Origin of the sequence: Pseudoduganella aquatica (genome assembly GCF_020865585.1) — a bacterium.
In the GTDB taxonomy this organism is placed as follows: domain Bacteria; phylum Pseudomonadota; class Gammaproteobacteria; order Burkholderiales; family Burkholderiaceae_D; genus Rugamonas; species Rugamonas aquatica_A.
In genome coordinates, this window is record NZ_CP086370.1 from 468,768 (window position 1) to 484,319 (window position 15,552).

Here is a 15,552-nt window from a genome sequence, read left to right on the forward strand (position 1 = left end):
CGCTCAGGCCTGCACTTCAATATGGTACAAGGCCCATGGGCAGGAACCGAAACGTTCCTGCACGGGCCTGCCCGCCATTTCCGCCACCTTGTCCGCGTCGTACACCGCCCACAGCGGTCCCAGGCCGCCCAGCGCCATCGGCGCGCCGTCCATCTGCGTTGCCACGATGTAGCGCTGCGCGCGCGCCTGCGCCACGGTGATGGTGGCCGCGTAGCCATCCACCGCGCGCAGCACGATCTTGCCGCTGTCTGCCAGCGTGGCGCCGGCCGCTTTCAGCACGTCCAGCAGCAGCGGGCCGCGCAGCGCATGCGCTTTGCCGTCATATTCCAGCGTGGGCTTGATGGCGATGGCGGGCAGGGCGGACAGCTCGGCAAAGTCGAAGGCGTGCGCCTTGTCGAAGCTCAGCTTTTGCTTGTGCATCATCTGGTCGCGCACCGGTTCGAAAGGGCCGCGGTTCGGCTTGGAAATGGCGCCAGTGACCGTCAGCAGGGCGGGGCCGCGCGCGGGAGTCGCGGCGCGGGCGAATTGCATGGTGGGCAGCGTGGCCGCAGCGGCCAGCGTCCCGAGGAAGAGTCGTTTTTTCATCCGGTTATGATAGCGGGTATGGACCTTTTTTCCGAGCATTCCGGCGTGCTGGACGCCATAACCATCGAAGACGGCGAGCTGTACTTCATGCCCCGCCTGCCCCTGCCGTCCCAGCAGGACGGCGCCGCCGTGCTCGAGCGCCTGCTGGCGGAAACCGCCTGGCGCGCAGAAGCCATCACCTTATGGGGCAAGCAGATGCTGCAGCCGCGCCTGAGCGCGTGGTACGGCGACGCGCGCTACAGCTATTCCGGCATGACGCTGGAACCGCAGCCCTTCACGCCGCTGCAGCTGGAGATCAAGCAGGCCGTCGAGCAGGCCAGCGGCCAGCGTTTCAACAGCGTGCTGCTGAACTACTACCGCGACGGGCAGGACAGCATGGGCTTCCACAGCGACGACGAAAAAGAGCTGGGCCGCAATCCCGTCATTGCCTCGGTCAGCTTCGGCGACCCGCGCACCTTCATCCTCAAGCACAAGCGGCTGCCGAAAACCGTGAAGCTGGCGCTGGGCGACGGCAGCTTGCTGGTCATGGCGGGCGCCTTGCAGCACCACTGGCGGCACGGCATCAACAAGGAAAAAACCGCCTGCGGGCCGCGCGTCAACCTGACGTTCCGCCAAATCCTCGTTTAAAACCTTCCTTAAGCGCTTCTTAAGCTAAGTTCCGTCATTTTGTGGCGATCTTCGGCGTTTCAATAGTGATTACAACTTCTCACAATTCTTACGGATTTCCGTGGGACATGGCGGCTTTGCCAATGCTATCGTCCTTACATCGCGCTTCAAGACGAACTGCGATCCCAAGCAAGTCCCTTACTTTTTGCTGAAAGATCACTAACATGAAAAAAATTCTGTTTGCACTGATTACCTCCGCTACCGCCCTGGGCGGCATCTCCGCAGCCCAGGCTGCTGAACCAGGCACCGCTTATGTCGGCGCCGGCGTTGTGGCAAGCCAGCACAAGTACAACCTGTCCAACGACACCAGCACGGGCGACCGCAAGAGCGACGAATGGTCCGGCAAGATCTACGGCGGCTACCAGATCGACAAGACCTGGGCGGTTGAAGGCGGCTACACCGATTTCGGCAGCTCCAATTACAAATACTCGGTAGGCGCGAACAACGGCGCCATCGACAGCAAGTCGCACTCCTTCTACGTGGCAGGCAAGGGCAGCTACCCGATCAACGACCAGCTGTCCGCCTTCGGCAAGCTGGGCGTGGCCTACAACAAGAATGAAGTGCACGGCACCGGCCTGGCCGCACCGTATGCACTGGGCGACAGCAACCGCACCAATCTGTACGCCTCCGTCGGCGCCGAGTACGCGATCAACCAGAAAGTGTCGCTGTCGCTGGAGTATGAACACTACGGCAAGAACGACATCGAGCAAGGCCGCAAGAAAGGCGCCGTCACCCTGGGCGCGCGCTACAACTTCTAAGCCGCCGCTCGCTTAATCCGCTTTATCTCCTCGATCCCCCTTACTTCCCCTCGCAGCCGACACGCTGCAAGGGGAAGTCTTTTCCTCTCGCTTTGCCGCCCATGGTGCCCTCGATGCGGGCTTGCAGCTTGTCGCCTTCGCGCTTGTAGATGATGCGCTGGGGGAAGTCGTGCTGCGGGTTCTCGAACACCGCGCTCGTGCCTTCCAGGCTCACCAGCTTGAACGACGCCTCCGGCTGGCTGTGCGGCTTGGCCACGTAGACCAGCTGGCCGTCGACTTCGCGTATCTGCAGGAATTCCCAGGCCGAGGTCTTGCCGTTCTTCACCGTGCGGCTCATGCCGAGCAGCGTGCCGCCGGCCGGCGCAGTCCATTGCTCGACCGAGCCCGCTTCCGCGCCCACGGCGGCCCAGCAGCCGGACAGCCAGCCGAGCTGGCCTATGGCTTCTGCATTCAGGGGGGCGGCGCCGGCGCCGCCGGCGATCAGGGCTGCTGCTGCAATGAGGGTCTTGTGCATTTTTTTCTCCCCAAATAAAAAAAGGCACGGTAAAAACCGTGCCCTTTGATGTTACACCTGATTAAGTCGTCAGTGGCTTGTAGCGGATACGCTTGGGCTTGGCGCCTTCTTCACCCAGGCGTTTCTTCTTGTCGGCTTCGTATTCCTGATAGTTGCCGTCGAAGAAGGTCACTTGCGAGTTGCCTTCGAAGGCCAGGATGTGGGTCGCGATACGGTCCAGGAACCAGCGATCGTGGGAGATCACCATCACGGAGCCGGCGAATTCCAGCAGCGCATCTTCCAGCGCGCGCAGGGTTTCCACGTCCAGATCGTTCGACGGTTCATCCAGCAGCAGGACGTTGCCGCCCATCAGCAGGGTTTTCGCCAGGTGCAGACGGCCGCGCTCGCCGCCGGACAGGTTGCCGACGATCTTTTGCTGGTCGCCGCCCTTGAAGTTGAAGCGGCCCAGGTAGGCGCGCGACGGCATTTCGAAGCGGCCCACGCTCAGCATGTCGGCGCCGCCGGTCACGTCCTCGAACACGGTCTTGCTGTCGGACAGTGCGTCGCGGTGCTGGTCGACGATGGAGACCTTGGCGGTCTTGCCGATGATGACTTCGCCGCTGTCCGGCGTTTCCTTGCCGGTGATCATCTTGAACAGCGTCGACTTACCTGCGCCGTTGGGGCCGATAATGCCGACGATGGCGCCGGCGGGAATTGTGAAGCTCAGGTTGTCGATCAGCATGCGGTCGCCGAAGGATTTCGACACGTTCTTGAACTCGATCACTTCATTGCCCAGGCGCTCGGCCACAGGGATGAAGATCTCCTGGGTCTCGTTGCGCTTCTGGTATTCGTGCTCGCTCAGCTCGTTGAAGCGGGCCATGCGGGCCTTGGACTTGGCCTGGCGCGCTTTCGGATTCTGGCGCGACCATTCCAATTCCTTCTGCAGCGCCTTCTGGCGTGCCGATTCGGTGGCTTCTTCCTGCTTCAGGCGGGCCTGTTTCTGGTCCAGCCAGGAGCTGTAGTTGCCTTTCCATGGAATGCCGCTGCCGCGGTCCAGTTCCAGAATCCACTCTGCCGCGTTGTCCAGGAAGTAGCGATCGTGGGTGATGCCGACCACGGTGCCCGGGAAGCGCACCAGGAACTGTTCCAGCCATTCCACCGATTCCGCGTCCAGGTGGTTGGTTGGTTCGTCGAGCAGCAGCATGTCCGGCTTGGACAGCAGCAGCTTGCACAGCGCCACGCGGCGCTTTTCACCACCGGACAGCACGCTGATCTGCTGGTCCCAGGGCGGCAGGCGCAGCGCGTCGGCGGCCATTTCCAGCTGCAGGTTCAGGTTGCCGCCGTCGGACGAGGAGATGATCGCTTCCAGGCGCGCCTGTTCGGCGGCCAGCGCGTCGAAGTCCGCGTCTTCTTCGGCGTAGGCGGCGTACACGGCGTCCAGCTTGGCTTGCGCCTCGAACGCTTCGCCCAGGCCGGATTCCACTTCCTGGCGCACGGTCTTGTTCGGGTCCAGCTGCGGTTCCTGCGGCAGGTAGCCGATGTTCAGACCCGGCATCGGGCGCGCTTCGCCCTGGATGTCGGTGTCGATGCCGGCCATAATTTTCAGCAAGGTCGACTTACCGGAGCCGTTCAGGCCCAGCACGCCGATCTTTGCGCCCGGGAAGAAGGACAGCGAAATATCTTTGAGGATCTGGCGCTTGGGCGGGACGATTTTGCCCACGCGGTTCATGGTGTAGACGTAGTTTGCCATTAGGAAATTCTCGATATGTTACGAAGGTCAACAAGGATACGCCAAACGCCGCGTTCCAGCTAGTTTCAGCGGGTTTGGGCGGCGTTCAGCGGTGATTTGGCGGACTTTTCAGGCGGTCCAGCGGGCGAACGGGGCCGCGTCAACGCCGGCCGGCACATACCATTTGCGGCGCTTGGGGTCCCAGCGCGCGCCCAGCTGCTTGGCCTCTTCCTTTTCCGCGAAGGGCACGTTCAGCACCGTCACCGCGCGTCCGGACTGGCTGGATGGAGCGGGCTGGCCTGACCGGGGCGCCGGGGCCGAGCCCGCCTCCGGCATGGCGGCGGCCGGCGCGCTGGTCTCCACCATGGAGCCGTCCGCGCGGACCTCCATCCATTTCACGCTGCCGTCTTCCAGTACGGTGCTGGCTTTGTAGGGCGGATCAAACGGTGGTGTGCTGGTCATGGGCTGTCTGGCTAGTCTGTCGGGGTGCTTATTATATGGCGGCGGCCGCGCGGCGCGTGGCCCACAGCCCCTCCGCCACGTACAGCGCCAGCGCGCTCCAGATCACCACGAAGCCGGCCAGGCGTTCCGGCGAGAAGGCCTCGTGGAAGATCCACACCCCCAGCAGCATCTGCATGGTGGGCGACAGGTATTGCAGCATGCCCAGCACGGCCATGGGGATGCGGCGCGCGCCGGCGGCGAACATCAGCAGCGGAATCGCGGTGATGGGGCCGGCGGCGGCCAGCAGCCAGCGCGTGCTGTCGTGCGGCGAGTTGATAAAGGTGTTCTGGCCGTGCACGCTCAGCCAGATCACATAGGCCAGCGCCAGCGGGAACAGGATGATGGTCTCGAAGGACAGCCCCTCCAGCGCCGCCAGCGCGGCCGTCTTGCGCAGCAGGCCGTAGCCGCCGAAGGTGATGCCCAGGATGAGCGCGATATACGGCGGCTGTCCGGCCTGCCAGGTCAGCCAGGCCACGCCGCAGGCGGCGATGGCAATGGCGATCCACTGCCCGCGCCGCATCTTTTCCTTCAGCACCAGCAGGCCCAGCAGCACATTGACCAGGGGATTGATGAAATAGCCCAGGCTGGCGTCGATCACGTGGCCATTGTTCACGGCCCAGATGTAGACGAACCAGTTTGCGGTCAGCAATATAGCGCTGGCGACAAAACTGGCCATCACGTGCGGCTTGCGCAGCACGTCCGGCAGCCAGCGCCACTGGCCGCGCGCGGTCAGCACCAGGGCCAGGAAGAGCAGCGACCACAGCATGCGGTGGGCCAGGATTTCAATCGGCGGCACCTCGCCGATGGCGTGGAAATAAAGGGGGAACAGGCCCCAGCAGAAAAACGCGAGGGCGGCGTACAGGATGCCTGTGTTCATGGTGTTGTTTGAATAAGGTGCGGCGGGTCTGCCATTATCCGGGAAAACGGCCCGGGCCGCTGGCGGCGGTAGAATGGGGGCCGAAAACAGCGGAGCGCGGCCATGCCAGAATGCACTTGCAAATTGCCGATAGTTGGCCTATTGTGCAACGCACCAGAACAAACTCAGGTGCAATCTTGACGTCGGAACATAAGAAAAGCAGCCTCGTCGCACTGACGCTAGCTGCCGTCGGCATCGTCTATGGCGATATCGGCACCAGCCCTCTGTACACTCTCAAAACCATCTTCGACCCGGAACACGGGCTCGCGCTGAACACGCCCAACCTGCTCGGCATCATCTCCCTGATCTTCTGGGGGCTGACCATGATCGTCTCGCTCAAATACGTCACGCTGGTGCTGCGCGCGGACAACCGCGGCGAAGGCGGCATCATGGCGCTGATGGCGCTGGCGCTCAATTCGGTCAGCAAGCGCTCCGGCTGGCACGGCCCGCTGCTGCTGCTGGGCGTGTTCGGCGCCACCATGTTCTACGGCGACAGCGTGGTCACCCCCGCCATTTCGGTGCTGGGCGCGATCGAAGGCCTGGAAGTGGCCGCGCCCGCGCTGGAGCAGTACGTGGTGCCGCTGACCATTATCGTGCTGGTGTCGCTGTACGCGGTGCAGCGCCACGGCACGGCCGGTATCGGCCGCTTCTTCGGCCCCGTCATGGTGGTGTGGTTCGCCGCGCTGGCCGTCATGGGCCTGATCAACATCGTTGAAGCGCCGCAGATCCTGGCCGCGCTCAACCCGCTGCACGCCTTCCGCTTCATGCTGGAGAACAAATACAGCGGCTTCGTCGCGCTGGGCGCCGTGGTGCTGGCCTTCACCGGCGCCGAGGCGCTGTACGCCGACATGGGCCACTTCGGCAAAAAGCCCATCCGCGCGGCCTGGTTCCTGATCACCATGCCGGCGCTGGCGCTGAACTACCTGGGCCAGGGCGCGCTGCTGATCGCCCGTCCGGACGCCATCTCGAATCCCTTCTTCCAGCAGCTCGGCAGCTGGAGCGTGTATCCGCTGGTGATCCTGTCCACCATGGCGGCGGTGATCGCCTCGCAGGCCACCATCTCCGGCACTTTCTCCATGACCAAGCAGGCCATCGCACTGGGCCTGCTGCCGCGCATGCGCGTCACCCACACCTCGGAAAGCGAAATCGGCCAGATCTACATCCCGGCCGTGAACTGGCTGCAGCTGGTGGTGGTGCTGATCGCCGTGGTGGGCTTCGGTTCGTCCGACAAGCTGGCCGGCGCCTACGGCATTGCCGTTACCGCCACCATGCTGTGCACCACCATACTGACCTTCTTCGTGATCCGCTACCGCTGGCACCTGCCGCTGGCGCTGTGCTTCGGCGCCACCGGCTTCTTCATCGTGATCGACATCATGCTGTTCTCGGCCTCCACGCTCAAGCTGCTGCACGGCGGCTGGTTCCCGCTGCTGCTGGGCACCGTGCTGCTGACCATCATGCTGACCTGGCGCGAAGGGCGCGACCTGGTCTTCAAGAACCTGGAAAAGCACGCCATTCCGCTGGAAGCCTTCCTGTCCTCGCTGTTCATGGCGCCGCCGGGGCGCGTGTACGGCACCGCCATCTTCCTGCGCGGCGAGAGCGACGGCGTGCCGCATGCGCTGCTGCACAACCTGTCGCACAACAAGGTGCTGCACGAGCGCGTGGTGTTCATCACCGTGCATATCGTGGAGGAGCCGTGGGTGGCGCCGGAGGAGCAGGTCAAGATCGTCGACCTGGGCCACCAGTGCTACCAGGTCAATGTGCACTACGGCTTCAAGGACGAACCTGACATCCCCAACGTGCTGGCGCTGTGCGGGAAGCATGGACTGGAGTTCGAGATGATGGAAACTTCCTTCTTCATCGCCCGCCAGACCGTGATCTCCACCCCGGGCGCCGGCATGGCGTCCTGGCGCGAGAGCCTGTTCGTCACCATGTCGCGCAATGCGCGCGCGGCGGCCGATTATTACCAGATTCCGCCCAACCGGGTGATCGAACTGGGCACGCAGGTGGAAATTTGAGACAGCCAATTTGTAACTGAATGTTCTGCCCGAAAGGGCGTTGTGGCAGTCTGCTACACTTCTGCTCCGACGGTGCCCGGATGGCGGCGCCAGCGCAGTGCCAGTTACATGTTCAACAATACAAAGGTAATCATGAAATCGATGTTCCAATTGATCGCGTCGCTCGCCTGTGTGGCGGCGCTGACCGCCTGCGGCGCGCCAGCCAGCACCACCAAGACTGAAGACGTGGCGCCGCAGCCCGCCTACCTGAAAACCGTACTGGCCGCCGGCAGCGGCGACGAGGTGGTGGCCAACGACCTGGTGCAAGTGAGCTATTCGACCTTCCTGTACGACAGCACCAAGCCCAATTCGCGCGGCGCCCAGGTGGACGGTTCGCCGTCGGCCGTGTACGCCATCGGCACCGGCCGCTGGCTGCCGGGCGCCGAGCAGGGCGTGCTGGGCATGCGCAAGGGCGGCACCGTGCAGCTGGTGCTGCCGGCCAACCTGGCCTACGGCGTGTACAGCTACACCAACCCGGCCTACACCGCCAAGGTGGCAGCCAACACCCCGCTGGTCATGGAAATCACCGTGCTGAGCATCAGCAAGCCGTCGCCGTCGGCCCAGGTCACGATTATCGACAAAGTGGTGGGCACCGGCGCCGAAGTCAGCGCCACCAAGACCCTGACCGTGCACTACACCGGCTGGATCTACGACCCAACGGCAGCCGACCAGCACGGCGCCAAGTTCGACAGCTCGGTCGACAAGGGCACGCCGTTCGACTTCGTGATCACCGGTTCCGTGATCGAAGGCTGGAAACGTGGCTTGGTCGGCATGAAAGTGGGCGGCAAGCGCACCTTGATCATCCCGCCTGAGCTGGGCTACGGCTTCACCGTGCAGACCGCCATCCCGGCCGGTTCCACGCTGATCTTCGACATCGAACTGCTGAGCGTGAAGTAATCGTTCGCGCCAAATGAAGGGGCGGCCACCTGGCCGCCCTTTTTTTATCCGCGCAAGGCGAGGGCGGGGGAGATGCGCAGCGCGGCCAGGGTGTGGCGTGCGGTGGCCAGCAGCGCCACCAGGGCTGCCAGCAGCAGTGCCGCCAGCAGCGGCCAGGCGCCCATGGGCGCGTGCTCCACGTAGCCGGCCAGGTAGCGCCGGATGGCCAGCGCCGCCAGCGGCAGGCCGAGTACGGCGCCTGCCGCGATCAGCACCGCGAACTCGCGTCCGACCAGGCGGGCGATGGCGGCGCGCCCCGCGCCGTGCAGCTTGCGCAGCACGATTTCCTTGCGGCTGCGCTGCACGCTGTAGGCCGACAGCACGTAGATGCCGCACGCCGCCAGCACCACCGCGATCAGGCTGGACGAGGCCAGCATGCGCGCCAGCCGCACGTCGTCCGCATAAGCCAGGCCGAATAGGCTGGCGGCCGATTGCAGTTCCAGCACGCTGTCCGGGAAATACTGCTTGAACAGCGGCGCGATGCTGGCGTGCGCCGTGGCCGCGTCCTCACTGGTGCGCACCGCCAGCACTTGGGCCGGTGCGATGCGGTAGGCCAGCGGCTGGGCCGTCTGCTTCAGGCTCTGGTAGCGCACTTCGGGCGCAATGCCGACGATCTGCACCGTGCGGTCGCCATTGGTGAGGAACTGGCCGACGGCCGCTTCGGGCGTGGCAAAGCCCAGCGCAAGCGCCGCCGCCGCGTTGATCACGCGCGACTGGGAATTGGCCTGGTCGCGGGCCGGGTCGAACAGGCGGCCGTGCAGCGCCTTCAGGCCGTAGACCTGGAAGAACTCGGGGCTGACCGTGCGGTATTCCATGCTGACCATTTCCCCGGTGCGGCCCGGCAGCGTCGCTACCATTTTCATGCCGTCGCGGCCCGCCGCTTCGGACATGGCGGCCACGCCGCGCACATTCGGCATGCGCGCCAGCGCCTGCACAAAGCCGTCCGCAGCGGGTTTGCCGGTTTCCTGCGGCAGGTCCAGCACCAGCATGCCGGCGGGGTCGAAGCCGCGGTCGGCCTTGGCGGCGTAGTCGGCCTGCCAGGCGATGGCCAGCGTGGCGCCGCTGAGCGCCATGGCGGTGGCGAACTGCAGCACCGTCAGCACGCGCCGCAGCCACAGGCCGCCCGCCGTTTCATGGTCGCCGCGTCCGGCCAGCGCCGCTGCAGGGCGCACCCGCAGGGCCAGCACGGCCGGGTAGACGCCCGCGCACAGGCCGGCCAGCAGCCCGCCCAGCAGGGCCAGTATGCAGCTGGCCGGCGAGAACAGGCCGTCCAGCTGGCGCGCCACCAGGCCGCTGAACATGGGCAGGCACAGCCAGGCCAGGCCCAGGCCCAGCACCGTGGCCAGCAGCGCCACCACCGAGGACTCGGTGAGGAACTGCGCCACCAGCCGCGCATGGCTGGCGCCCAGCAGCTTGCGCATGCCGATCTCTCGCTGGCGGCGCAGGGTGCGCACCGTGGCCAGGTTGACGTAGTTGCTGGCCGCCAGCAGCAGGATCAGCAGCGCAATGCCGGCCAGCGCGAACACGCTGCCGCGCTGGCCGTAGTCGCCGCTGTTACGGCCGGAGGCCAGGTCTTCATCGAAGTAGACGTCGGGCATCGCCGCCATGGCCACGTCGGTCACGTTGCGGCCGTTGAGCTTCTTGCCCATGGGGCCGTTGCGTATCACCGCGTCGCGCGGATCGGCGTTGACGGCGCTTTGCAGCAGGCGCGCCACCTGTGCCGCATCCGTGTCCGGCTTGAGCTTCAGGTAGACGCCGCCGCGCCGCTGGAAGTTGCTGCGGTGGTCGCCGCGTTCCGGTTCAGGCCACGCCGCGCTGGCGCTGCCGAGCAGGCCGTCGTAGCGCAGCGTGGCGTTGGCCGGCGGATCGGCAAGCACCGCCAGCACCTGCAGCGTCTCTTTGCGCACGCGCAGATACTGGTTGAGCGCGGATGCCGCGCCGAAGATCTTGCGCGCGGTGGTGGCCGTCAGGGCGATGCCGTCCGGCCGCGTCAACGCGGCCTGCACGTCGCCTTCCAGCGCGCGCAAGCCGAACATGGCTTCGAACGCCGGATCGACCACGCGCAGCTCCGCCTGGTGGCGCTGGGCGCCGTTCCACAGCGGCAGGTCCAGCTGCTTGGCGATGCTGGATGCTTCCACCATGCCACTGGCGTCGGCTGCGGCCTGCAGGGGCAGGTAGGCATACTCGCCCCAGTCCGGGCGCGGGAACACGTTGATGCGTTGCTTCACCGAGTACACGCGCGCCGCGTCCGGCACGTGGCTGTTGTAGCTCAGGCAGTAGTGCACGAAGCCGAGCAGCAGGAAGCAGGCCGCGAAGCCGACCGCCAGGCCCAGGATGGACACGGCGGAATAAGCGCGCTCCTGCAGCAGCAGGCGCCAGCCGATACGGAAGTCTTGTATTTGCATGTGGGCTCCTTAGCTGCGCAATGCCAGCGCCGGCGACATGCGCAGCGCGGCCAGGGTATGGCGGATGGTGGCGCCCAGCGCGACGGCCAGCACGGCGCCCAGCGCCGCCAGCAACGTCCAGTGGCCGACCGGCGCGCGCTCGGCGAACTCGGACAGGTAGCGCTGTATCGCCAGTGCGGCTGGCGGCAGGCCAAGCAGCGCGGCGCAGCCCAGCATCCAGGCGAACTCCTTGCCCAGCAGGCGCGCCACGGCCCCGCGCCGCGCGCCGTACAGCTTGCGCAGCACGATCTCACGCGCGCGCCGCTGCACGTTGTACGCGGCCAGCACGTAGATGCCGAAGGCCGACAGCAGCAGGGCCATGGCGCTGCCCGCCGCCAGCATGGCCGCCAGGCGCGCGTCGTCGTCGTAGTTCTCGGCGAAGTAGCTGGCGGCGCGGCGCATCTCGGGGATGGTGTCCGGGAAGTACTGCCGCCACAGGGCGTCGACGGCGCGTTCCAGATCCGCCATGTCGCCGTGGTAGCGCACCGTCAGCACGGACGCGTGCAGGTTGTTGCGGTACAGGACGGGCGCCGGCGTTTCGCGCAGCGACTGGTAGCGCAGGTCCGGCACCACGCCGATGACCACCGGCCGCACTTCGCTGCCTCGGCTCTCCAGCGCCACGCTCTGGCCCACCGCCGCCTGCGGCGACGCGAAACCCAGCACCTTGGCGGCGGCGGCGTTGAGCACCACAACGTCGTCGTTGTTCTCCTGCTCGCGCTGCGGATCGAAGCTGCGCCCGGCCAGCGGCGCCACGCCGTACACCTGGAAGAAGCTGGGCGACACGGAGCGCTGCTGCAGCGTGGCGGAGACGCCGGTACTGGTACGCACCGGATTGTTCAGGCCCAGGTAGTAGCGTCCCGCCGGCGACGGCGACGCGGCCACGCCTTCCACGCCCGGCACCCGGAGCAAGGCGTCGCGCATCTGGCGCGGCGCCTGGCCCTGCCACATCAGCGAGGGCAGTTCCAGCACCAGCAAGGGTTGCGCGTCGAAGCCGGGATTGGCACTGCTGGCGTAGCGCGTTTGCCAGGCCACGGCCAGCGTGCTGGCCACCAGGGCCATGGCGCAAGTCATCTGGAACACGGTCACGCCGCGCCTTAGCCAGGTGGTGCCGTAGGTTTCCTGCCCGCCGCGCGCCGCCAGCGCCTGCACGGGCCGCACGCGCAGCGCCAGCCAGGCCGGATGCAGGCCGGCCAGCACGCCGGAGAACAGGCCCACGGCCAGCGCCGCCAGCACTGCGCCCGGTCCCATGACGGTGGCCAGAGGCCGGTTCAGCAGCTGCGCCCAGCCGGGCAGCAGCAGCCAGGCCAGCAGCAGGCCGCAGCCGGCCGCCAGCATGCTGGCCAGCAGCGACTCGGCCATCAGCATGGCCGCCACCCTGGCGTGGCTGGCGCCCAGCACCTTGCGCATGGCGATTTCGGCGCGCCGGCGCATCACGCGCACGGTGGCCAGGTTGACGTAGTTGATGGCGGCCAGCAGCAGGATCAGCGCGCCGATGGCGGCCACGCCCAGCACCAGCCTGGCGTCGCCGTGCTTGGCGCTGCTGCTGTTGCTGGCCAGTTCGGGGTCGAAATACCAGTCGCGCAGTGCAGTCAGGGCGATGTCCGATACCTTGCGGCCGTTCAGGCGCTGCAGCACGTCCGGCGGCAGGGTGGCGATCAGGGGCGAGTGGTCGTGCGCTTCCTGCAGCACGCGCTGCAGCGCCTGCGGCGTCGCGCCGGGCGCCAGGCGCACATACAGGCGCGAGATGATGCCGCCCCAGTTGGAGCTATCGTTCTTGTCCAGGCTTTTGCGCATATTCTTGGGCACCAGCTGGCTGCTGGTGCCGGCCAGGAGTGCATAGTGCAGCGTGGAGGCGGCCGGCGGGTCGGGCAGCACGGCCAGCACCTGGTACTGCTTGCCCTCCATGGTGATGGTCTTGCCCAGCACGCCGCGCGCGGCGCCCAGCAGCTGGCGCGCCTTGCTCTCGGTGAGGGCGATGCCCTCGGGACGCTCCAGCGCTGCGGCCAGGTCGCCTTCCAGCGCACGCAGGCCAAGCACCTTGGGCAGGGCGGGACTGGCCAGCAGGATCTCGATGGTGCTGAGCGTGCCGTTCTGGCTCAGCGTGGACGAGCCGGGCAAGGCCACGGCAGCCGCCTCCGCCAGCGGACTGGCTTCCGCCACGGCCAGCAGATTGATCGGCGTGTTGTCGAACCAGCCGCCGTGCTCGAGGATGTTGATGCGGTTCTTCGCCACGTACACCCGGTCCGCCTGCGGCACATGGCTGTCGTAGCTGAAGCTGAAACGCACATAGGCCATCAGCAGGAAGCAGGCGGTGAAGCCCAGCGCCAGGCCGAGGATGGTGACGGCGGAATAGGCGCGCTCCTGCAGCAGCAGGCGCCAGCCGATGCGGAAGTCGGACGTTTTCATGCTGCGCGCAGTGCGTCAACCATGATGCGTCCATCGAGCAGGTTCAGCGTGCGCGAAGCCTGCGCGGCGTGCGACGGCGAGTGCGTCACCATCACCACCGTGGTGCCCTCGGCATTGATGGTGCGCAGCAGGCGCATCACCTCGTCGCCGTGCGCCGTGTCCAGGTTGCCGGTCGGTTCATCGGCCAGCAGCAGGGCAGGGCCGGACACCAGCGCGCGCGCGATCGCCACGCGCTGCTGCTGGCCCCCGGACAGCTGGGACGGACGGTGTCCGGCGCGGTGCAGCACGCCCAGCTTGTTCAGCATGGCCGTCACCTTGGCCTTGCGTTCGGCCTTGGCCATGCCGGTGTATTCCAGCGCCAGTTCCACGTTCTCGAACACGCTCAGTTCCTCGATCAGGTTGAAGCTCTGGAAGATGAAGCCGATGCGGCCGCGCCGCAGTTCGTTCAGCTTCCCTTCGCTCCATCCCGCCACGTTCTGGCCTTCGAACCAGTACTCGCCGCTGCTGGGCACATCCAGCAAGCCCAGGAGGCTGAGCAAAGTGGACTTGCCGCAGCCCGAGGGGCCGGTGATGGCCACGTACTCGCCGGCGTCGATCTGCAGGTCGATACGGTCCAGGGCGGTGGTCTGTACTTCGCCTGCCAGGTGGGTTTTGCTGACGCCGTGTAGCTTGAGCATAGTGACTCCTTTTGTCGTTGGTGGTGAGCTTACTTGGAAATTTGCAGCCTGGGGGCGTTGCCGTAGGCCGTATAGCCGGAGACGATCACGCGCTCGCCCACGGCCAGGCCGGACAGCACCTCCAGCTGCGCGTTGTTGCGCCGGCCGCTGCGGATGGCGCGCCGTTCGGCCACGCCGCCGTCCGGCGCCACGGCGTACACCCAGGTGCCGCCGCTGTCGTTCAGGAAGGCGCCGTTCGGCAGAAGCAGCGCGGGCGCGGGTTCGCCCAGCGTGATGGTGGCGTCCACGCTCTGGCCGGGGCTGAGCGCATCCGGCTGGCCCGCGCTGAAGACCAGCTCCACGGTGAAGCGGCCTTCCTTGATCTGCGGGTAGATGGTGGACACGTCCACCGCGTAGCTGCGGCCGTCCATCTGCACGCTGCCGTGGCGGCCGACGGCCACGCGCTTGAGGTAGTACTCGTCCACTTCGGCGGACAGCTTGAAGCGCGCCGGATCGTCGATGCGGCCGACATGCTTGCCGGTGGTGATGGACTCGCCCACCTGCAGGCGGAAGTCGGTCAGCCTGCCGTCGCTGGGCGCGCGCACGGCCAGCGCATCCACCGTGGCGCTGACCAGCTTCAGGCCGGACTGCAAGCCGTCCAGTGCCTTGTCCAGCTGCTCCAGCGCGGTGGCGCGCACGCGCTGGTCGGTATCGTTGCTGGCCTGCGCCTGCGCCAGCACGCGCCATTGCTGCGCCACGCGGTCGGCCGATTCTTCCAGCGCCACCGAGGACAGGAAGCCTTGCGCGGCCAGCTTCTCGTCGCGCGCATAGCGCTTCTGCGCCTGGTCCATGGCGAAACTGAGGTCGTCCAGGCGGCGCTGGTGTTCGCTGCGGCTGGCCTCCTGCGCCACGCGCAGATTGGACAGGTTGGAGATCTGCTGCGCACGTTCACCCTGGCGCGCCAGCAGCTCCAGGTTGCGCTGCGGGTTGGAGATGCGGAACAGCAGCTGGCCCTGTTTCACCAGGTCGCCGTCGCGTGCGTACACTTCTTCGATGCGGCCCGACTCCACAGAGTCCAGCATCACCGACTGCAGCGGCTGGGCGGTGGCGCGCACCACGACATCGTCTCGGAACACGCCGCGCTCCACGGCGGCGATGCGCAGTTCGCCTGCCGCCACTTGCAGGCCGCGCGGCATCCAGTGCCACAGCGCGAAAGCGAAGGCCGCCACTGCTGCAGTGCCGGCGACGGCGAGCGCGATGGTCTTGCCGCGCCGCTTGGGCACGATGGTGTCCATGGCGGCGCCGGTGACCAGTTTGGGATGGGGAGTGTTCATGTTGTTGTTTGCTTGCAGTGAGCGATAGCCGTCACATTGCAAGCGCCGTGCCAGGCATCCGGCAGCGCTTTTTT

Annotated in this window: 13 protein-coding genes; 4 read left to right on the plus strand and 9 right to left on the minus strand. The window is 66.4% G+C overall.

Annotated elements, in window-relative coordinates; all coding sequences use genetic code 11:
- Window positions 1–3: 3 nt before the first annotated feature.
- Window positions 4–585 (minus strand): molybdopterin-dependent oxidoreductase, encoded by a 582-nt coding sequence (locus KT882_RS02100; protein ID WP_161070172.1) that lies wholly within the window; start codon window positions 583–585, stop codon window positions 4–6.
- Window positions 586–603: 18 nt separating this feature from the next.
- Between KT882_RS02100 and KT882_RS02105 the strand changes: the two genes are divergently transcribed.
- A complete protein-coding gene (locus KT882_RS02105) occupies window positions 604–1,212 on the plus strand; it encodes an alpha-ketoglutarate-dependent dioxygenase AlkB family protein (RefSeq protein ID WP_228894223.1) in 609 nt (202 codons plus the stop codon).
- A gap of 203 nt (window positions 1,213–1,415) precedes the next feature.
- On the plus strand, window positions 1,416–2,009 hold the full coding sequence (locus tag KT882_RS02110; RefSeq protein WP_161070170.1) for an outer membrane beta-barrel protein: 594 nt from the start codon (window positions 1,416–1,418) through the stop codon (window positions 2,007–2,009).
- 40 nt (window positions 2,010–2,049) lie between these two features.
- Here KT882_RS02110 and KT882_RS02115 read toward each other — a convergent pair whose 3' ends face one another.
- The 4 genes from KT882_RS02115 to rarD form a co-directional block, all read right to left on the minus strand.
- A complete protein-coding gene (locus tag KT882_RS02115; RefSeq protein WP_228894224.1) occupies window positions 2,050–2,523 on the minus strand; it encodes a DUF6265 family protein in 474 nt (157 codons plus the stop codon).
- A 61-nt stretch (window positions 2,524–2,584) separates the two neighbouring features.
- Complete coding sequence (gene ettA / locus KT882_RS02120; protein ID WP_161070168.1) at window positions 2,585–4,252, minus strand: energy-dependent translational throttle protein EttA; 1,668 nt, start codon at window positions 4,250–4,252, stop codon at window positions 2,585–2,587.
- A gap of 108 nt (window positions 4,253–4,360) precedes the next feature.
- The gene (locus KT882_RS30865) at window positions 4,361–4,693 is read right to left on the minus strand and encodes a DUF5710 domain-containing protein (RefSeq protein WP_187358584.1); all 333 of its coding nucleotides are present in this window, start codon (window positions 4,691–4,693) and stop codon (window positions 4,361–4,363) included.
- 31 nt (window positions 4,694–4,724) lie between these two features.
- The gene (rarD, locus tag KT882_RS02130; RefSeq protein WP_228894225.1) at window positions 4,725–5,609 is read right to left on the minus strand and encodes an EamA family transporter RarD; all 885 of its coding nucleotides are present in this window, start codon (window positions 5,607–5,609) and stop codon (window positions 4,725–4,727) included.
- 176 nt (window positions 5,610–5,785) lie between these two features.
- On the opposite strand from rarD, the gene KT882_RS02135 reads away from it, so the two are divergent.
- Together KT882_RS02135 and KT882_RS02140 are read left to right on the plus strand one after the other, a co-directional pair.
- Window positions 5,786–7,663, plus strand: a complete 1,878-nt coding sequence (locus KT882_RS02135; protein ID WP_228894226.1) for a potassium transporter Kup — start codon at window positions 5,786–5,788, stop codon at window positions 7,661–7,663.
- 132 nt (window positions 7,664–7,795) lie between these two features.
- Window positions 7,796–8,599, plus strand: coding sequence for an FKBP-type peptidyl-prolyl cis-trans isomerase (locus tag KT882_RS02140; protein WP_228894227.1), 804 nt, complete (start codon window positions 7,796–7,798; stop codon window positions 8,597–8,599).
- Window positions 8,600–8,643: 44 nt separating this feature from the next.
- On the opposite strand, the gene KT882_RS02145 is transcribed toward KT882_RS02140, so the two are convergent.
- The 4 genes from KT882_RS02145 to KT882_RS02160 are packed head-to-tail and all read right to left on the minus strand — an operon-like array spanning window position 8,644 to window position 15,478.
- Window positions 8,644–11,043 (minus strand): ABC transporter permease, encoded by a 2,400-nt coding sequence (locus KT882_RS02145; RefSeq protein ID WP_228894228.1) that lies wholly within the window; start codon window positions 11,041–11,043, stop codon window positions 8,644–8,646.
- 9 nt (window positions 11,044–11,052) lie between these two features.
- Window positions 11,053–13,488 carry an ABC transporter permease gene (locus KT882_RS02150; RefSeq protein ID WP_228894229.1) on the minus strand — a complete coding sequence of 812 codons (2,436 nt, stop codon included), beginning with the start codon at window positions 13,486–13,488 and terminating at the stop codon, window positions 11,053–11,055.
- The gene (locus tag KT882_RS02155) at window positions 13,485–14,165 is read right to left on the minus strand and encodes an ABC transporter ATP-binding protein (RefSeq protein ID WP_161070162.1); all 681 of its coding nucleotides are present in this window, start codon (window positions 14,163–14,165) and stop codon (window positions 13,485–13,487) included. The genes KT882_RS02150 and KT882_RS02155 overlap by 4 nt, the downstream gene beginning before the upstream one ends.
- Before the next feature lie 29 nt (window positions 14,166–14,194).
- Window positions 14,195–15,478, minus strand: coding sequence for an efflux RND transporter periplasmic adaptor subunit (locus KT882_RS02160; protein ID WP_228894230.1), 1,284 nt, complete (start codon window positions 15,476–15,478; stop codon window positions 14,195–14,197).
- Window positions 15,479–15,552: the final 74 nt, after the last annotated feature.

Excerpts from the sequence above, each read along its gene's own strand:
- KT882_RS02155 (WP_161070162.1), bottom strand. The coding sequence starts at position 14,165 with ATGCTCAAGCTACACGGCGTCAGCAAAACCCACCTGGCAGGCGAAGTA.
- KT882_RS02115 (WP_228894224.1), bottom strand. The coding sequence starts at position 2,523 with ATGCACAAGACCCTCATTGCAGCAGCAGCCCTGATCGCCGGCGGCGCC.
- ettA (WP_161070168.1), bottom strand. The coding sequence starts at position 4,252 with ATGGCAAACTACGTCTACACCATGAACCGCGTGGGCAAAATCGTCCCG.
- KT882_RS02160 (WP_228894230.1), bottom strand. The coding sequence starts at position 15,478 with ATGAACACTCCCCATCCCAAACTGGTCACCGGCGCCGCCATGGACACC.
- KT882_RS02100 (WP_161070172.1), bottom strand. The coding sequence starts at position 585 with ATGAAAAAACGACTCTTCCTCGGGACGCTGGCCGCTGCGGCCACGCTG.
- KT882_RS02140 (WP_228894227.1), top strand. The coding sequence starts at position 7,796 with ATGAAATCGATGTTCCAATTGATCGCGTCGCTCGCCTGTGTGGCGGCG.
- KT882_RS02105 (WP_228894223.1), top strand. The coding sequence starts at position 604 with ATGGACCTTTTTTCCGAGCATTCCGGCGTGCTGGACGCCATAACCATC.
- KT882_RS02150 (WP_228894229.1), bottom strand. The coding sequence starts at position 13,488 with ATGAAAACGTCCGACTTCCGCATCGGCTGGCGCCTGCTGCTGCAGGAG.
- rarD (WP_228894225.1), bottom strand. The coding sequence starts at position 5,609 with ATGAACACAGGCATCCTGTACGCCGCCCTCGCGTTTTTCTGCTGGGGC.
- KT882_RS30865 (WP_187358584.1), bottom strand. The coding sequence starts at position 4,693 with ATGACCAGCACACCACCGTTTGATCCGCCCTACAAAGCCAGCACCGTA.
- KT882_RS02145 (WP_228894228.1), bottom strand. The coding sequence starts at position 11,043 with ATGCAAATACAAGACTTCCGTATCGGCTGGCGCCTGCTGCTGCAGGAG.
- KT882_RS02110 (WP_161070170.1), top strand. The coding sequence starts at position 1,416 with ATGAAAAAAATTCTGTTTGCACTGATTACCTCCGCTACCGCCCTGGGC.